The organism is uncultured Draconibacterium sp., from assembly GCF_913063105.1.
Lineage (GTDB): Bacteria > Bacteroidota > Bacteroidia > Bacteroidales > Prolixibacteraceae > Draconibacterium.
Genome location: NZ_CAJXYQ010000013.1, coordinates 68,449 through 84,034, shown reverse-complemented (window position 1 = coordinate 84,034; position 15,586 = coordinate 68,449). Strand labels below are relative to the sequence as shown.

Sequence of the window (15,586 nt, the reverse complement as noted above, 5' to 3'; positions counted from 1 at the left end):
CTAATTTGTTTTCGTGTCATAAATTTTGAATTTCTTTTGTCTTACACCTTCTGTGTAAATGTTTTCTTCCATTTCTTTTAAAAACCGGATTTTTCGCTGATTCAAAATCAGGTTCTTAATGTTGTTCTCCACAAATTCAAGCGGAGCCAGGTCGTTGCTTAATTTGTAATCATGAATGCTGACAAGATAATAATAATTTGAATCATTCATTTCGTAGAAGGATTTACCGGATAAAAATGCTTCGTCGTCAGTAATATTTTCAGGAAAGTTTTTTTTTAGCACCTGAAAGTTAATCCACTCATCAACAGAAATGTTTGCTTTTTTTGCATATTGTCCACAATACTCGCGCAGTTCGTCAATGCCTTCGGGGGAAGTGTCGGCCACCAATTCCTTAACCAGTTCCGGATTGGCCAAATCGGTCGGTATCATTACAAAAGTGGCTTTTGCAATACTTGAACTGAGGTTGAAATTGGCCTGGTTACGGGCATAGTATTCCTCAATTTGCTGGCCTGAAACAGTGGTGTCCATGCGTTGTTTTATCAGCTCGTTTTTGTATTTGTAAATAATAAGCGAATTTCGGTATTCCTGCAATTCTGCGCTTAAATCTTTTTGTTCGGCACTCAAATTTTCATCGGCTTTCTGAATCAGGAGCTCCTGTTTTATCCACTTGTCAATGTAATCGTTACTCAGTGTAATACTGTCGTCGCGGCTTATATCTTTTGGCAATATTTCAAGCAGTTTCGACCGGTATAGCGTTTTTTCACCTACCCGTGCAACTGCTTCATCTTCGGGTGCCGTCGAACAACCTGTAAACGCCACCAGTGCAATTAAATAGCCATATATTATTCTCCGCTTATACACCAGAAATGGTTTTTAGCAGTTTTTTATTAACCTTAATTTTATGCTTTTTCCGAAGCTCTTTCAACCACTCTTTTTCGAGGTAATCCTGATAATCTGAAATAAACAGTCCGCGTGCTTCGTCCAGTGTTTTTGGTTGTGGTTCTATTTTATCGCCTCGGATAAAGGTAGTTGAGCTATCAAAATCTTCAGGCTCTTTGCCATTCCATACGTAATAATCAACCACCTGATTTTCTGCTTCTTCCCAGGCGCCGGTTTCAATGGTAATAAGTTCATCTTCATCGGTGTTAAGATGTGCAACAACTTCGTCGGCTGTCATTCCGGCACCAAAAAGATTCTCAGCTTCTTCACGTACTTCAGGGTTTTTACAGTTGATAATATGCCCTTTAAAACGGTGCCCCCACAAATGTTTGTCTTTATCTTTTTCGTAAAACAATTCAAGGCCTGTGCTATCTTTTGCTGCGTAGTCCCAAATTTTTTCCTGCGAAATGTTAAACAACAAAATCCCATCGTGGTATTCGTTCATCAGGTACCGGAATTCCGGGTACTTTTCTTCCAGCCTGGCATCTTCCAGTTGAATTATTTCGTCCATTACCCAGCGCTCGTAAACCGAAAGAAAGGAGCCATACCTGATTTTTTTGGCCACAATAAAATTTTGAAATTCTTTGGTGCCAAAATTTTGATTATCGATGGTAAAAAAAGTAAGTTGGGGAACGATGCTATCGCCTATGTTTACTCCTTTTAGTTGCTCTTTTGCGGCTTCATTTTCCGTAAAGTCATACATTTCTTTTAGTTGCTGAACAAAGGCCTTTTTTCCTGACGAGGAACGTGTAGCATCTTTTTTTATCTGGCTTTCGATAGCGGCACGTGCTTCCTCGATAGGAGGTACTGGTCGAGCATTGAGTCGTTTTATGATGTGGAAGCCAAAAGGCGTTCGTACCGGGGCCGAAATATCACCGTTGTTTTCGAGTGCAAATGCCGGATCAGAGAATTCCTTTACAATTCTGCCTGCCGAGAACCAGGGCATTTCGCCACCACGAACTGCTGAACGGCGGTCTTGTGATTCTTGTTTTGCCAGTTCTGCAAAGTCGGCACCATTAAGCAACAGTTGATAAATCGAATCAATGGCTGCTTTGGCTTGAGCAATTTCCTCTTTGGTAGCATTTTTAGGTGTATTTTTCATAATATGTGCCACCTGTATTTCGCCTTTATTGGTGCGGATGTCGTTTACTTTCAGTAAATGATAGCCAAAATCAGTTTTTACCGGCTCACTTACTTCTCCAACCTTAGTAGTAAAAGCTGCGTCCTCAAAAGGCGTAACCATGGTAAATGCCGAAAAATAGCCCAAATCTCCTTTATTGGTTTTTGCCGAGGGGTCTTCCGAATATTCAACAGCTGCGTCTTCAAATGATTTTCCGGCCAGAATTTCATTGCGTATTTTGTTAATTTTACCGAGCACTTCTTGTTTGGTTCCTGCCGGAGCATTGTTATCTAACTTCAATAGGATATGGCTGGCATGTACTTCGTGCGTCATTCGACGATAAAGCTCTTTTACCTGCTGTTCGTTAAAATTAATATCGGTTAAATAAGGTGCGGCAATTTCTTTCCGATAACCGGCCAGCTCTGTTATAAAGGTCTGGCTGGTATCCATTTTCAGCGTTTCGGCTTCAACAACTTTAAGTTTAAAATTAATAAACAATTCCATGTACTCTTCGGGCGATTTCTTATCACTTTCTGCATACAGGTTACTGTTGTTTTTTTTGTAAATGTGCTCGAACTCATCTTTACTAATTTCTTGATGGCCAACTGTTAAAAGTATTTCCGATTGCTGGGCCAATGCCTGAAAAGATAAGACAACAATAACAATCAACGAAAAGAAAATCCTGTTCATTTTACACTTACGTTTAAAAATTTTGAACGTTAATAATGTCCCGTTTCCGTGTATTTATTTTGTTTTGGCAAAGCAGCCTGCATTTATTGGCGGCTGCTGTAGTTTGGTGCTTCACGGGTAATGCTTACATCGTGTGGGTGACTTTCCTGCACCCCGGCATTGGAAATACGGGTAAACCTTGCTTCCTGCAAAATTTTGATATTTTGTGCTCCGCAGTATCCCATTCCTGCGCGCAAGCCTCCAATAAGCTGGTACAATACTTCGTACAACGATCCTTTATATGGTACACGTGCAGCAATTCCTTCCGGAACCAGTTTTTTAATGTCTTCTTCCATATCCTGGAAATAGCGGTCTTTCGAACCTTTTTGCATGGCCTCAACCGACCCCATTCCGCGGTAAGCCTTAAATTTACGGCCCTGGTATAGAATGGTTTCGCCTGGCGATTCTTCAACACCGGCAAACAAACCTCCTGCCATCATTGAGTCGGCTCCGGCAGCAAGTCCTTTAACAATATCGCCCGAATAGCGAATACCACCATCGCCAATAACCGGTACACCAGCGCCTTTAATGGCTTTTGATACATTGTAAATGGCTGAAAGTTGTGGAACTCCAACGCCTGCAATCACCCTGGTTGTACAAATTGATCCTGGGCCAATTCCAACTTTTACGGCATCGGCACCTGCGGCAACCAATAATTTTGCAGCTTCGGCAGTGGCAATGTTACCAGCCACCACGTCTTTTTCTGGGTATTTTGCTTTTACCCGCTTTAGCATGTCAACCACTCCTTTGGTATGCCCGTGGGCGGTATCAATAACCAAGGCATCAACCTGTGCCCTAACCAGTTCGTCAACCCGATCCATTGTGTCGCCGGCAATGCCAATACCTGCTGCTACACGTAAACGGCCTTTTTCATCTTTACAGGCCAGTGGCTTATCTTTTGCTTTTGTAATGTCTTTGTAGGTTACCAGCCCGATAAGTTTATTGTGTTTATCAACAACCGGCAGTTTTTCTATTTTATATTCCTGAAGAATTTCTGCGGCTTTTTCAAGGTCGGTAGATTCAGTCGTCGAAACCAGGTTCTCGCTGGTCATTACTTCTGAAATTGGGCGTTCCATGTTGCGTTCGAAACGCAAATCGCGGTTGGTAACAATGCCAACCAGGTGCCCGTGTCCGTCAACTACAGGAATACCTCCAATTTTATATTTGGCCATAAACTGAAGGGCATCAATAACTTTTTTCTCAGGGGTAATGGTAATCGGGTCGTAGATCATACCATTTTCGGCACGTTTTACGGTTGTTACCTGGTGGGCTTGTTCTTCAATACCCATGTTTTTATGAATAACACCAATACCTCCCTCGCGTGCAATGGCGATGGCCATTTTATGTTCGGTAACAGTATCCATCGCTGCCGATAAAATCGGGGTATTAATTACAATGTTTCTGGTAAATCTTGAAGAAAGATCGACTTCTCGGGGTAACAGTTCTGAATATGAGGGAATTAAAAGAACATCATCGAAGGTTAAACCTTCAAATTGAATTTTGTCTTCTAGAAACGACATGCCTAACTATTTTTATGTTTTTATTAAAGCGCAAAACTACAAAAAAATAGTGGACCAGAGCCGAATTATTTAAGGCATACCCAGTTTTGAAGGATAAAAATTGTTAAAGCTTAAAATGATTTCTTAATTTGTATTAATGGAAGACTTCAGGCAGATACTTACCCGCTATTGGGGCTACCCCGAATTCCGGCCGCTGCAGCTTGAAATTATTGAAGCTGTTGCCTCCGGAAAGGATACGCTTGGACTGATGCCAACGGGAGGAGGAAAATCCATAACTTTTCAGATTTATTCTTTGGCGCACGAAGGTATTTGTGTGGTGGTTACTCCTTTAATTGCCTTAATGAAGGACCAGGTAGAAAACCTGAACAGGAAAGGAATAAAAGCATTGGCAGTGCATAGCGGCATGTCGGCACGCGAAATAAAACTTACCCTTGATAATGCCGTTTGGGGGAATTATAAGTTTTTATACGTTTCTCCGGAACGACTGAATTCGCAACGTTTTCTGGAGCGCTTGGAGCAAATGAACGTCAACCTGTTAACGGTTGATGAGGCACATTGTATTTCGCAGTGGGGATACGATTTTCGGCCCAGCTATTTAAATATTGTTGAGGTACGCAAACTTTTGCCAACTGTAAAAGTATTGGCTTTAACAGCAACGGCAACGCCAAAAGTGGCCGACGACATACAGGATAAACTGGGCTTCAAAGAGAAGAATTTGTTAAAAATCTCGTTTCAGCGCGAAAATTTGAGTTACCTGGTGCGCCACGTCGAAAACAAAACCGGTTACCTGCTTGATACCCTGCAAAAAGTGAAAGGCTCGGGTGTTGTATATGTTCGCAACCGAAAAGCAACCCGCGAAGTAGCCATCGAATTGCGGAAGAATGGTGTCTCGGCCAACTATTATCATGCCGGTTTAAGCAATGCCATACGTAGCGCACGGCAAGACGATTGGCTGAACGGAAGAACAAGGGTAATTGTGGCTACCAATGCGTTTGGAATGGGGATTGACAAACCGAACGTTCGTTTTGTTATTCATATTGATTCGCCCGATTCGCTTGAAGCCTATTACCAGGAGGCAGGCAGGGCAGGGCGCGATGGAAAGAAATCAGCTGCGGTACTTTTATACAATAATGCCGATACCACCAAACTCAAAAAACATATTACTGTATCGTTCCCCGATATTGATAATATAAAACGTATATACGATTCGCTTTGTAACTATTTTCAGGTGGCGGTTGGCCACGGAAAAGGAATGGTGCACGAGTTTAGCCTTCAGGGGTTTGCACAGGCTTATAAGTTTCAGCAGGCCATGGTTTACAATAGTTTAAAAATATTACAGCGGCAGGCCTATCTCGAATTTACCGAGCAGGTGGATAGCCCTTCGCGGGTGTATTTCCCAATATCGCGCGACGAGCTGTACAAATTTCAGGTGGCCAATGCCAAACTCGACGATTTTATAAAATTATTATTGCGCTCGTATACCGGATTGTTTAGCGGTTACGTGGCGATTGATGAAGAACTGCTATCGAAACGTACAGGGCTTGATGGCGACCAGGTTTATAACTACCTGAAACACCTACGCCAGTCGAAAGTAATTGATTATGTGCCAAGGAGCCAGACCCCTTTTATTTATTTTACCAAAGAGCGTGTGCCTGTTGATCGCTTAAAGATTTCGAAAGAGAATTACGACCTGCGTAAAAAAGATTACATAGAAAAGATTGAGGCGGTTATTCATTATGCTACCGATTCGGCAACATGCCGAAGCCAGATATTATTGAATTACTTTGGCGAAACGGACGCTCCGGCTTGTGGAACCTGCGATATTTGCAAAGCAAAAAATACGCTTGCTTTAAGCGATTACGAATTTGAAACCATAAGCAAACGGGTAAAAAAGCTGATTGAAAAGCCATGTTCGTATGAGAGTTTGTTATTTAAATTAAAAGGCGACCAGCAAAAAATGCGCGAAGTAATTAAATGGCTTCTTGATAACAAAAAAATAATCTATCGGGTAGATAACCTGCTGGAATGGAATGATTAAAGAGCTTTAAAACTTCAGAAAACGGTGTTGATAATTTTTTGTTGTGCTTAAAAAAACTACCGCAAGGCCATAGTTTTAATTACTCCTCCTTATCGAATCCAATTTTTCCTGTCAACCAACTTTTTCCATTACCCTGCTCTCTTAAAAAACTTTACTACTTTTGCAGCAGTTTTTTAACGGGCAATTTATAATTAAGAATGGATCAGGTCGTATATTCAAAAAATGTGGTCGAATTTGTAACAGTAGCCAACGAGTACTGTTCTACCATCGAGAATGTAGCGCATCTTAGTGCCGAAGAGAATTTGGGCAAACTTCAGAAAATGCTTCCCTTGCTTTATTTAAAAGCATCGGTTTTACCCAAAATTGAAACGGTAATGGAAGACGAACTGGAGAAATTTGTTAGCGAACTTGATTATAATATGTTGCACCAAAAATGGATGCAGGTACTTGGTGAACATGATGGATTTTACGAAGTTTTTGATCCGAATATTCAATTTGGCGAAGAAACCGTACGGGCAAGTATCTCAGAAAATCTGCTGGATATTTACCAGGATTTAAAGGACTGTATTACCAATTACAGCATTGGCAACGAAGAGGTAATGAATGATACACTTGCAGAATGTAAGCTGCATTTTGAGGAATTCTGGGGGCAACAGCTGGTTAACGTTTTACGCGCCGTGCATATGTTGGTTTATAGCGACGCCGATTTTTCGGTACAAAATAATAACGAGGACGTAGTTCCGGGAACCGGTAATCCGCAGTGGCTGGATAAATTCTGGGGAACTGACGAAGAGGAGGAATAAATGTTTAGAGAAAGAATATCAAACGAAGAATTAACCGACCTGCCTTTAAAACGTTTTGAAGGGCAAATTGTATTGGTAGATTCGTTGCGGAAAGTAAAATACGCGATTGAGGAGCTAAGTAGAGAAAGTACCATTGGTTTTGATACGGAGACCAAACCTTCATTTAAAAAAGGGGTGGTAAACAAAGTGGCATTACTGCAATTGTCGACAAAGAACAAGGCCTTTTTATTTCGGATTAACCGCATTGGATTGCCACGCGAAATTGTGGAGCTATTGGCCGATGATAAGGTGATTAAACCGGGTGTGGCTATTCGCGACGATATTAAAGGATTGCAGGAATTTGTTGCTTTTAAACCCGGTGGCTTTGTAGAACTGCAGGACGAAGCTAAAGAAATGGGAATTCAGAATTTTAGCCTGAAAAAATTAACAGCCATTGCCTGTGGGTTTCGTATATCGAAAGGACAGCAGCTTACCAACTGGGAGGCTGATGAATTAACAGAAGCACAACAATATTATGCGGCTACCGATGCGTGGGCTGCATTGGAAATTTTCAAGAACTTTTCAAAAAATTAAGCATGACAAAAGAGTTTGTCAAAGTGGTTTTGAAATCGGGTAAAGACCAGTCATTACTGCGTTTTCATCCCTGGGTGTTTTCCGGAGCAATAAAAAAAATGTATGGCACCCCTGCCGAAGGTGATTTGGTAAAAGTGTATTCAAATAAAGACCAGTTTTTGGGAATCGGACACTACCAGGTAGGATCGATAGCAGTGCGAATTGTATCCTTTGATGAGGTTGTGCCTGATTACGATTTCTGGAAAAGCAAAATAGAACGAGCCTGGAACCTACGAATGAACTTAGGTTTTGAAAACAATACCGAAACCAATGTTTTTCGCCTCGTACATGCCGAAGGCGATGGCATGCCCGGCCTGATTATCGATTTTTATAACGGAACGGCGGTCATGCAAATGCATTCCATTGGTATGTATCTTATTCGCGAAGAGCTGGTAAAAGCTTTGCAGGAAGTGCTGGGCGATAAGCTTAAGGCCGTTTACAATAAAAGCGAAAAGACATTACCGTTTAAAGCCGAAGTAAAATCAGAAGACGGTTATCTTTTTGGGTCGGATTCAGAAAATGAAGTGCTGGAGTATGGTTTACGTTTTAAAGTAGACTGGGAGCGCGGACAAAAAACCGGATTTTTTGTTGACCAGCGTGAAAATCGGAAACTGGTGCAAGACTACTCGAAAAACCGCGATGTGCTGAACATGTTTTGTTACACCGGAGGATTTTCGTTTTACGCCATGCAGGGTGGTGCCAAATCGGTACATTCGGTTGATGCATCGGCTAAGGCTATCGACCTGACAGATGAAAATGTTGAGCTTAATTTTCCGAACGACAAACGCCATAAATCAACGGTAATTGATGGTTTCGAATACCTGAAAGATATTCAGGACAAATACGACCTGATAATTCTGGATCCGCCGGCATTTGCCAAGCACCGGAATACCCTGCCACAGGCATTAAAAGGATACAAGCGAATAAATACCCGTGCTTTCGAACAGATTCGTAAAGGTGGCATTTTGTTTACCTTTTCGTGTTCGCAGGTGGTGTCAAAAGAAAAATTCAGAGAAGCGGTATTTTCTGCAGCTGCAATTTCAGGACGAAATGTGCGGATATTACACCAAATGAGCCAACCGGTTGATCATCCGGTAAATATTTACCACCCCGAAAGCGAATATTTGAAGGGGTTGGTTTTGTATGTGGAGTAAAAAGAGCAAAGGATAAAGGACTAAAGAGGTGTGTGCGTGAATGAGGCAGAACTTAATGGTAAAAAATAATTATAGGAATATGCAAGAACTAACAAACAAGTACAATACTCTACTGAAAGAAAAATCGATTGTTGAAAAATTACAATTCCTGGTGGAAGAGCATCCCGGGAAAGTGGTTTTTACTACCAGTTTTGGTTACGAAGACCAGGTGATAACTGATATTATTTTTAAAAACGACCTGCCTGTAAAAGTTGTTACTTTAGATACCGGCCGACTTTTTCCTGAAACCTATAAAGTATACCGCAGCACGCTCGAAAAATATAAAAAGCCCATAAAAGCTTATTTCCCGCCAACCAACGAAGTAGAAAACCTGTTGGATGAAAAGGGGCCGTTTAGTTTTTACGAATCGCTTGAAAACCGAAAAGAGTGTTGTTACATCCGCAAGGTAATTCCATTAAAACGTGCTTTAAAAGGAAACGAAATCTGGATTACCGGATTACGTGCTTCGCAGTCGGAAAACCGCAGCGAAATGAAATTTTTTGAATTTGATGAAGGTAACAAGATCGTGAAATTCAATCCGCTGATGGAATGGAGCCTGGAAGAAACTATCGACTGGGTAAAAAAATACAATGTGCCGTACAATGTGTTACACGATAAAGGTTTTGTTAGTATTGGCTGCCAGCCTTGCACACGCGCCATTCAACCGGGCGAAGATTTTCGCGCAGGACGCTGGTGGTGGGAGCAGGGCTCAGGCAAAGAGTGTGGCCTGCATTCGCTAAAAAAATAGCATTTTCGGCAGCGAGCAAAAAGCCGGCATTGAATTTTCAGTGCCGGCTTTTTGTTGTATTCTTTTCGATAAAATGTTCTACGATTTTATAATTAGCTGATTTACGTGTTGTTGATTACCTGACTCCAAATGGAGGAAGTAATATCCACCCGGTAAATCTAAGTTGAGCTCAACATCAGCATTGATGGTTCCTCCTTTTAGGTATTTTCCATTCTGCGAATATACGGTGTACCTATAGGTTTTGTTAATGCCTTTTAGTTGAATAGTACCGGCACTTGGGTTAGGGTAAATGATAACAGGGGTGGATTTGTCCTGGTTCAGGCCTGTAAACAACATCTCGAGAGAATCGCGTGCAATTACTATCGATTTATGCTCAAGTTGTTCATACATCATTTTAAACTGTCCAATGTTTTCATCATTTTCGGAGTGGCTGAATAAATCCTGCACCCAACTTTCGGGTACTGTTTCGTAATGCATCTTTACCCCTATTTTTGTTAGGCCATTTAATAGCGAAAGCGGTAAAGCATAAATAAGTTGTTCAGAACCTAATCCATTGCTGTAATCCGGGTCAAAAACAGCATTTCCAACTATTCTAACGGTATCATAATTGCTATGTGTAACACTAAACCCTTCGGGCGGAATTCGGTTATCTTTTAATGGTTCATAGGCGCGTTCAAGAATAGTGGTAACTTCTCCTTCGGTGTCACCCATCACAAATTCATAAATCTGAACCTGGTCTTGTTTTGAAATGGTATTGTAATGCTTTTCGTACTTACCGTCGGTAATGTGGTTTAATCCAGTTGCGTTTTCAGCACCTGAATGAAAAAGGGTATCCTGGTTGTTGCTTACGATAAATTCGAGATAAGCTCTTCGGCTTGGAAATCCGGTAGGAAACTTATGGCCTGCCTTATTTCTTAAATGAACAGCAAAGTAAACAGAGTCGGAGGTGCGCTTTTCTTCCTGGAGGCTAATTGTTATGGTATTTTGTGTCAGCAGCTCCTCAGTTCGTTTTATTGAAGCAGTAAGGTTTTCTTCTCCGGCCGCAAGGTTCATCTCTTCGTGATTTTGTTTTAATAAACCAAGCATAAAGCTGTTTCCTCCGGTCAGGCTATGTACTCCAAAGGGCTCGCGTTTAGCTGCAAAATTGGGACGGCTGCTAATTTGTACCCCTTCATCAATACGAGGAATGTGGCACAGCTGGCACGATTTGTTTTGCTGCTTGTAAACCGAGTTTTCCCACTCGTGGTAAAGAGCTTGCTCAACAAATGTATGGCCGGTAAAATTTCCGTCATCGTCAACCGAATTGGTTATTAGTGTATGGCACGAACCACACAATCGTGACTCGTTAATTATGGTGTTATGAACAGGAGTATAGCCAGTATTTGAAAACATTTGTTGCGTAATTGGACTTGTAAATGGGCCGTAGATTTCTTTTGCCTCATTAAGGTTAAACACCCCTGAAAATTCACCCGCCTGAAAACCGTTTATCTGATGACACAGCGTACAGGAGATGCCATCTTGTCCCATTTCGTCGTTTTGTAAATCGGCAAAAGTATAAGCTGCAGCATTATTTAACAAGGCATTTATCATGCCCATTGGTGCATGGCATCGGGTACAAACATTTTCCAGCGCCTCTTTATGCTCCGGATTAACAAGCCCCTCGTGTTTTACTTTTGCTCTCCAAAACGGGTCGTTCGACGAGTTGGCCAGCATGGTGCTTCGCCAGTGGGTAATGGGCGAAACATCGTTTCCTTGTGCATCGCGCGAGGCAACATCGCTTGTTCCGTGGCACAATTCGCAATTACCCGATGCTGAAAACCAATGGTTGGTGCTGCTTGACAAGTTTCTCTGATAAATAAGGTAGCCAGATGGTAATACCAAAAGCACGATAATTGCCGCAATGGTGAGTTTTATAAATTTCATAAATAAAGGCGTTTATTGTTTTTGACACCTAAATTTAATCAAACTTGTGTTCTTTATCGTGTTTTTTTTGCTGATTCGTCTTTGGTAAATATCCTTGTTTTTTTATCAGAATTTTAAAACCAGAAAAGCTCCGGAGGGTGATGGCTATCCCTGCCGGAGCTTTAAACGTTAATATCTGAATTTCACTGATTATTGCATTACTTCCTTAAGTAAGGCTGTTTTATTTTCAACATCAGCAGTAATGGCATAAACCGAAATTGTTGCTCCGGAGATGGCATCAATGTTTTTATCCACTTTTAGCTGTTTTGTTCCGTTGTAGCCAACAAACTGCTTTAGCCAGCCTTTTGCTGTAATTTCGTGCCCATGCGTGGCCTGGTAATTAAAGACTTTTATTTCGAGAACCGTTTTATCTTTATTGAACAGAATAAAATAATCAAAATATTCCGACTCACGATTCTCCATAAATACCGGCTGTGCTTTGCAGCCTCCGCCCCGGCAGCTATTTACCCGTCCTATATAAATGTAAGCGATTTTATTGTTTTCAGTAATCAGAAAGTATTTACCGTTAATACCAGTTGTTAATACCTGATTATTTGGCACAGTAAGTTCTTTTATCGCCTTAAAATCTGTTAAGCCTTGTTTTTGTAACACTTTTTCAAGTGCTTTGGGCGAATAATTAATTTCCGTTTGAGCCATGCCCAAAAAGGCATTTACTACAAAAATTATAAATACAATTACTGATTTACTACTCATTATAAACGGTTTAAAACATTACTCCAACACCCGCATTAAAGGTTTTGGCATATTTGTCGGTGGCAGCATTTTTTACAAATTGAATATCGGTTTTTACCACTGCACCTTTGGTTAATGCCAGTGTAAGTCCGGTTGTTATTGCTGTTTTATCGTAGGCCAGGTTTTTTACAATATTATTTTCTACCGAACTGTGGGTGTTCAGTACTTCGTAACGAATAAAGGGAATAAGTTGCAGCTCGGTTTCAACCGAACGGAAAACATTATAGGCCGCTTCAGCATAATAGCCAAGCATTGCGCTACCCAAATCATTCAAAGTGCCGCTGGTGCCGGCAGTAAATTGGTTGTATTCGTTAGTGTTTGATAAGTTGGCATAATAGAGTTGCCCCCGCAGCTGAAGTCCTTTTATGGCATATCGGGCATCGAGGCCAAGCATGGCAATGCCCACAACCGAAGAATCGGCAACAGCTATTGCTGCGTCATCATCTTTACCAATTCCATCGTATAATGTACTCTGTGTTTTTCCGAGATAGGCCGAGAACCCAAGGTTTAGCCCACGTATGCCATAGTATTCAACTTTTCCTGCAAAATTGGGCGAACTGATGTATGACTCTGCCCCTTTTTGGCGGCCACTGCGCAGCCCTTTTGCGCCATTTAATTTACCCGAACCATCGTAGCCGTTAAAACCATTCATCAGGTAAGCCTGGTATTTCAGCGATACCGGAAGAATTGTACCCGTTATTCCAAAACCAATCTCGCGCCATGTTGTGGGCGCAATGGTGTTGTCAATCAGCGGCCTTTCAACACCGTTAAAGGTTGTGGGTTCATGATATTCGTTAATAATTCCCATTGGAACCAACATTAAACCACCCCTAAAACTAATGGCATTATTCAGTTTGTATTGCAGGAAAGCCTGCTCCACATATACTTCTTTTACATGTTCATACTCAATTTCAGTAATAAATTGAGTCTTTTCGTTGAAATTGTAACCCAGCAGCATTACTATGCGGTGTACGTCTAACTTTCCGTTATTATAACTCTCTCCGGACAGTGATTGATTAAAATGAACTTCGCCATAGCCACCAACAAGTAGTTTTGAGTCTTTCCCCAATAAGTTGTCGGCAGAATTATTGTATTGATTATCCGTTAATTCGGAATCTTGTGCAAAAGTGGTAAAAGCAACACTTAACAACATTAAAATGAGTAAACTTGTTTTCATGATTTTTGGATTAAAAATGTTTCAATTTCTTGTGGCAAAAATAACCAGCCCTCTTCAGGTGTGAAATCCCAAAATGTTGTGATTTTAATAAGCTATTCACCTTACTAATAATGATAAAACAGAACCTGAAAAGCGTTGAGCATGGGTTTTGGGGCTACGGAAAAGCTTGTTTAAGCAAAGAAACAACTAAATAGGTTTCTTGTCGTATAGCATACTATAAACCAAAAATCAAAAATTATGAAATCACTAATCAGCGTACTACTTGTGGTTATTTTTCTCCATATTTCGGCGGGTTTGCTGGCTCAAACCTTTGGACTTAAAGGCGGATATACTTTATCTGATTTGTTGTTAAAAGAAGACGGTGAATCGGTAAGTGATGAATTTGGAATGAAATCCGGTTTCCATTTCGGGCCAACTCTTGAATGGGAAATAAGTGAAGGTGCCGGTTTTGAAACCGCCTTGTTACTAACTACGAAAGGAATAAAAATGGATGAAACAGAAACCTACGAGGGCATTTCGTATAGCTCGAATGCTAAAGTTAATCTCTATTATCTTGATATTCCGTTAATGGGCAAGTTGTATGCCGATGTTGGTAATGCACGGATTTACGGAATGTTAGGACCCTATGTTGGAATTGGTTTGAGTGGTAAAACAAAAGTTGAAGAAAAAGGAGGATCAGAGACTTACGATGAAGAGTGGGACATTGAATGGGGTTCGGGTGACGAAGACGACCTTAAGCGACTTGGTTTTGGTATGGCTGTTGGTGGCGGAGTAGAAATTAATTCACTAATTTTTGAATTTTCCAGCCACTTCGGACTAAATAACATCTCTCCACAATCTGATTATGACATGGTTGCCCGCAACCGCACATTTATGTTTTCAGTAGGGTATAAATTTCATCAATAGTTAGAAAACCGGCGGGCCTGTAAAAAGGTTTTTTCGTTAAGTTTGCCCCAAAATTATCACTATGGATATTAGCGGGCACTGGAAATATAAAGAAGACTTTGCTTATGGAAAATCGGAAGGTGAAGTAGAACTTATTCAAAATGGAGAGGAAGTAAGCGGGCTGTTTGTTTTTACCGAAGAGGTTGAAAATAATTACAAGATTACGGTTACCGAAAAGGTTAAAGGAACTTTTGATGAGGGAAAACTGCTGTTGGAAAGCATGGAGGTAAAAGCCATTCAAAATGGCCGCGAAATCAGCTACCTGCCCAATACTTTCGAGGTACACCGTATTTCTGAAAACCAAATTGTTGGTTCAACTTTCGATAGTGAAGATGTTTGTGGTGTATTTGTTCTGGAACGAAAGTTTTGATTTTTCTTTTTTCTGCCCTACCTTTTAGAAAAAATGGCATGGGACTCGAAGATTTTGAAAACCTGATTCGACAACAAGAAGCGCTGGAAGCTCATTACAAAGAACTCTACAAAGGCTTTAGCGCACAGTTTCCGAGTGCATTAAACCAGGTAGTCTTTTCCTTTCTGCCAAAAATGGCAGCAAACAAATTAAAATTTACCCCCATGCTTACTTCTATTGCAAAAAAGTATATTCGCGAAATCTGGGAAGAATATAATTTCTGTTGTTCATACAATGTTAACGGCGGACCTATGCCCGATTTAAATCCGGTTGACACAATAAGCGATCTTGAAAATAGGCAAGCGAAACGACGAAGTAAATTATTGCCTCAATTTCCGGCAGATTATCATAAGGAGTTAGAAGAACACCTACGCGAAGATTTTAAGCGCGAAAAGAATGATTTATTATTTAAACTGGCTGTACACGAAGAAATGAAAGCTGTTTTTAATGCCTATTATATTGATGATATCATGGAGTTTGAAAGCCATGTCCTGCGTCAGTTCGAGCGAGGTGTGTATTTGATGTGTGCATTAAGGTATGTTGATGAGGTGTATACGCTTAACAACAAGGAGCGTAAAGAGTAGTTTCTCGGCATTGTTTTAAATAAATTTTGCAAATCAAGAAAGTCCTTCAACAAT

At 40.9% G+C, this 15,586-nt stretch carries 14 protein-coding genes; 8 read left to right on the top strand and 6 right to left on the bottom strand.

Features of this window, described 5'->3' with window-relative positions:
* The 3 genes from QZ574_RS13190 to guaB all read right to left on the bottom strand — a co-directional run bounded on the left by QZ574_RS13190 (position 1) and on the right by guaB (position 4,308).
* A complete protein-coding gene (locus QZ574_RS13190; RefSeq protein WP_297090236.1) occupies positions 1–861 on the bottom strand; it encodes a hypothetical protein in 861 nt (286 codons plus the stop codon).
* Entirely contained in the window at positions 854–2,749 is a 1,896-nt protein-coding gene (locus QZ574_RS13185; RefSeq protein WP_297090234.1) for a peptidylprolyl isomerase, read from the bottom strand. The genes QZ574_RS13190 and QZ574_RS13185 overlap by 8 nt, the downstream gene beginning before the upstream one ends.
* An 83-nt stretch (positions 2,750–2,832) precedes the next feature.
* A complete protein-coding gene (gene guaB / locus QZ574_RS13180) occupies positions 2,833–4,308 on the bottom strand; it encodes an IMP dehydrogenase (RefSeq protein WP_297090231.1) in 1,476 nt (491 codons plus the stop codon).
* A 136-nt stretch (positions 4,309–4,444) separates the two neighbouring features.
* Between guaB and QZ574_RS13175 the strand changes: the two genes are divergently transcribed.
* The 5 genes from QZ574_RS13175 (at position 4,445) to QZ574_RS13155 (ending at position 9,702) form a co-directional block, all read left to right on the top strand.
* Positions 4,445–6,346: an ATP-dependent DNA helicase RecQ gene (locus QZ574_RS13175; protein WP_297090229.1), complete on the top strand. Its 1,902-nt coding sequence runs from the start codon at positions 4,445–4,447 to the stop codon at positions 6,344–6,346.
* Between the two features lie 197 nt (positions 6,347–6,543).
* Positions 6,544–7,149, top strand: coding sequence for a DUF5063 domain-containing protein (locus QZ574_RS13170; RefSeq protein ID WP_297090227.1), 606 nt, complete (start codon positions 6,544–6,546; stop codon positions 7,147–7,149).
* A complete protein-coding gene (locus QZ574_RS13165) occupies positions 7,150–7,722 on the top strand; it encodes a 3'-5' exonuclease (RefSeq protein WP_297090226.1) in 573 nt (190 codons plus the stop codon).
* 2 nt (positions 7,723–7,724) lie between these two features.
* Positions 7,725–8,915, top strand: coding sequence for a class I SAM-dependent rRNA methyltransferase (locus tag QZ574_RS13160; protein WP_297090224.1), 1,191 nt, complete (start codon positions 7,725–7,727; stop codon positions 8,913–8,915).
* Positions 8,916–8,994: 79 nt separating this feature from the next.
* A complete protein-coding gene (locus QZ574_RS13155; protein WP_297090222.1) occupies positions 8,995–9,702 on the top strand; it encodes a phosphoadenylyl-sulfate reductase in 708 nt (235 codons plus the stop codon).
* A gap of 78 nt (positions 9,703–9,780) precedes the next feature.
* Here the strand turns inward: QZ574_RS13155 and QZ574_RS13150 are convergent, their stop codons facing one another.
* From QZ574_RS13150 to QZ574_RS13140, 3 genes are all read right to left on the bottom strand, one after another.
* The gene (locus QZ574_RS13150; RefSeq protein ID WP_297090220.1) at positions 9,781–11,625 is read right to left on the bottom strand and encodes a T9SS type A sorting domain-containing protein; all 1,845 of its coding nucleotides are present in this window, start codon (positions 11,623–11,625) and stop codon (positions 9,781–9,783) included.
* A 189-nt stretch (positions 11,626–11,814) separates the two neighbouring features.
* Entirely contained in the window at positions 11,815–12,378 is a 564-nt protein-coding gene (locus tag QZ574_RS13145) for an FMN-binding protein (RefSeq protein WP_297090218.1), read from the bottom strand.
* A 10-nt stretch (positions 12,379–12,388) separates the two neighbouring features.
* A complete protein-coding gene (locus tag QZ574_RS13140; protein WP_297090216.1) occupies positions 12,389–13,594 on the bottom strand; it encodes a hypothetical protein in 1,206 nt (401 codons plus the stop codon).
* A gap of 237 nt (positions 13,595–13,831) precedes the next feature.
* Between QZ574_RS13140 and QZ574_RS13135 the strand changes: the two genes are divergently transcribed.
* The 3 genes from QZ574_RS13135 to QZ574_RS13125 all read left to right on the top strand — a co-directional run bounded on the left by QZ574_RS13135 (position 13,832) and on the right by QZ574_RS13125 (position 15,532).
* The gene (locus QZ574_RS13135; RefSeq protein WP_297090213.1) at positions 13,832–14,500 is read left to right on the top strand and encodes a porin family protein; all 669 of its coding nucleotides are present in this window, start codon (positions 13,832–13,834) and stop codon (positions 14,498–14,500) included.
* A gap of 61 nt (positions 14,501–14,561) precedes the next feature.
* Entirely contained in the window at positions 14,562–14,909 is a 348-nt protein-coding gene (locus tag QZ574_RS13130; RefSeq protein ID WP_297090211.1) for a hypothetical protein, read from the top strand.
* A 38-nt stretch (positions 14,910–14,947) separates the two neighbouring features.
* On the top strand, positions 14,948–15,532 hold the full coding sequence (locus tag QZ574_RS13125; RefSeq protein ID WP_297090209.1) for a hypothetical protein: 585 nt from the start codon (positions 14,948–14,950) through the stop codon (positions 15,530–15,532).
* Positions 15,533–15,586: the final 54 nt, after the last annotated feature.

Bases quoted from the DNA above. Each gene is read 5' to 3' on its own strand.
- QZ574_RS13185 (WP_297090234.1), bottom strand. From the start codon at position 2,749: ATGAACAGGATTTTCTTTTCGTTGATTGTTATTGTTGTCTTATCTTTT.
- guaB (WP_297090231.1), bottom strand. From the start codon at position 4,308: ATGTCGTTTCTAGAAGACAAAATTCAATTTGAAGGTTTAACCTTCGAT.
- QZ574_RS13175 (WP_297090229.1), top strand. From the start codon at position 4,445: ATGGAAGACTTCAGGCAGATACTTACCCGCTATTGGGGCTACCCCGAA.
- QZ574_RS13170 (WP_297090227.1), top strand. From the start codon at position 6,544: ATGGATCAGGTCGTATATTCAAAAAATGTGGTCGAATTTGTAACAGTA.
- QZ574_RS13165 (WP_297090226.1), top strand. From the start codon at position 7,150: ATGTTTAGAGAAAGAATATCAAACGAAGAATTAACCGACCTGCCTTTA.
- QZ574_RS13160 (WP_297090224.1), top strand. From the start codon at position 7,725: ATGACAAAAGAGTTTGTCAAAGTGGTTTTGAAATCGGGTAAAGACCAG.
- QZ574_RS13155 (WP_297090222.1), top strand. From the start codon at position 8,995: ATGCAAGAACTAACAAACAAGTACAATACTCTACTGAAAGAAAAATCG.
- QZ574_RS13150 (WP_297090220.1), bottom strand. From the start codon at position 11,625: ATGAAATTTATAAAACTCACCATTGCGGCAATTATCGTGCTTTTGGTA.
- QZ574_RS13145 (WP_297090218.1), bottom strand. From the start codon at position 12,378: ATGAGTAGTAAATCAGTAATTGTATTTATAATTTTTGTAGTAAATGCC.
- QZ574_RS13140 (WP_297090216.1), bottom strand. From the start codon at position 13,594: ATGAAAACAAGTTTACTCATTTTAATGTTGTTAAGTGTTGCTTTTACC.
- QZ574_RS13135 (WP_297090213.1), top strand. From the start codon at position 13,832: ATGAAATCACTAATCAGCGTACTACTTGTGGTTATTTTTCTCCATATT.
- QZ574_RS13130 (WP_297090211.1), top strand. From the start codon at position 14,562: ATGGATATTAGCGGGCACTGGAAATATAAAGAAGACTTTGCTTATGGA.
- QZ574_RS13125 (WP_297090209.1), top strand. From the start codon at position 14,948: ATGGGACTCGAAGATTTTGAAAACCTGATTCGACAACAAGAAGCGCTG.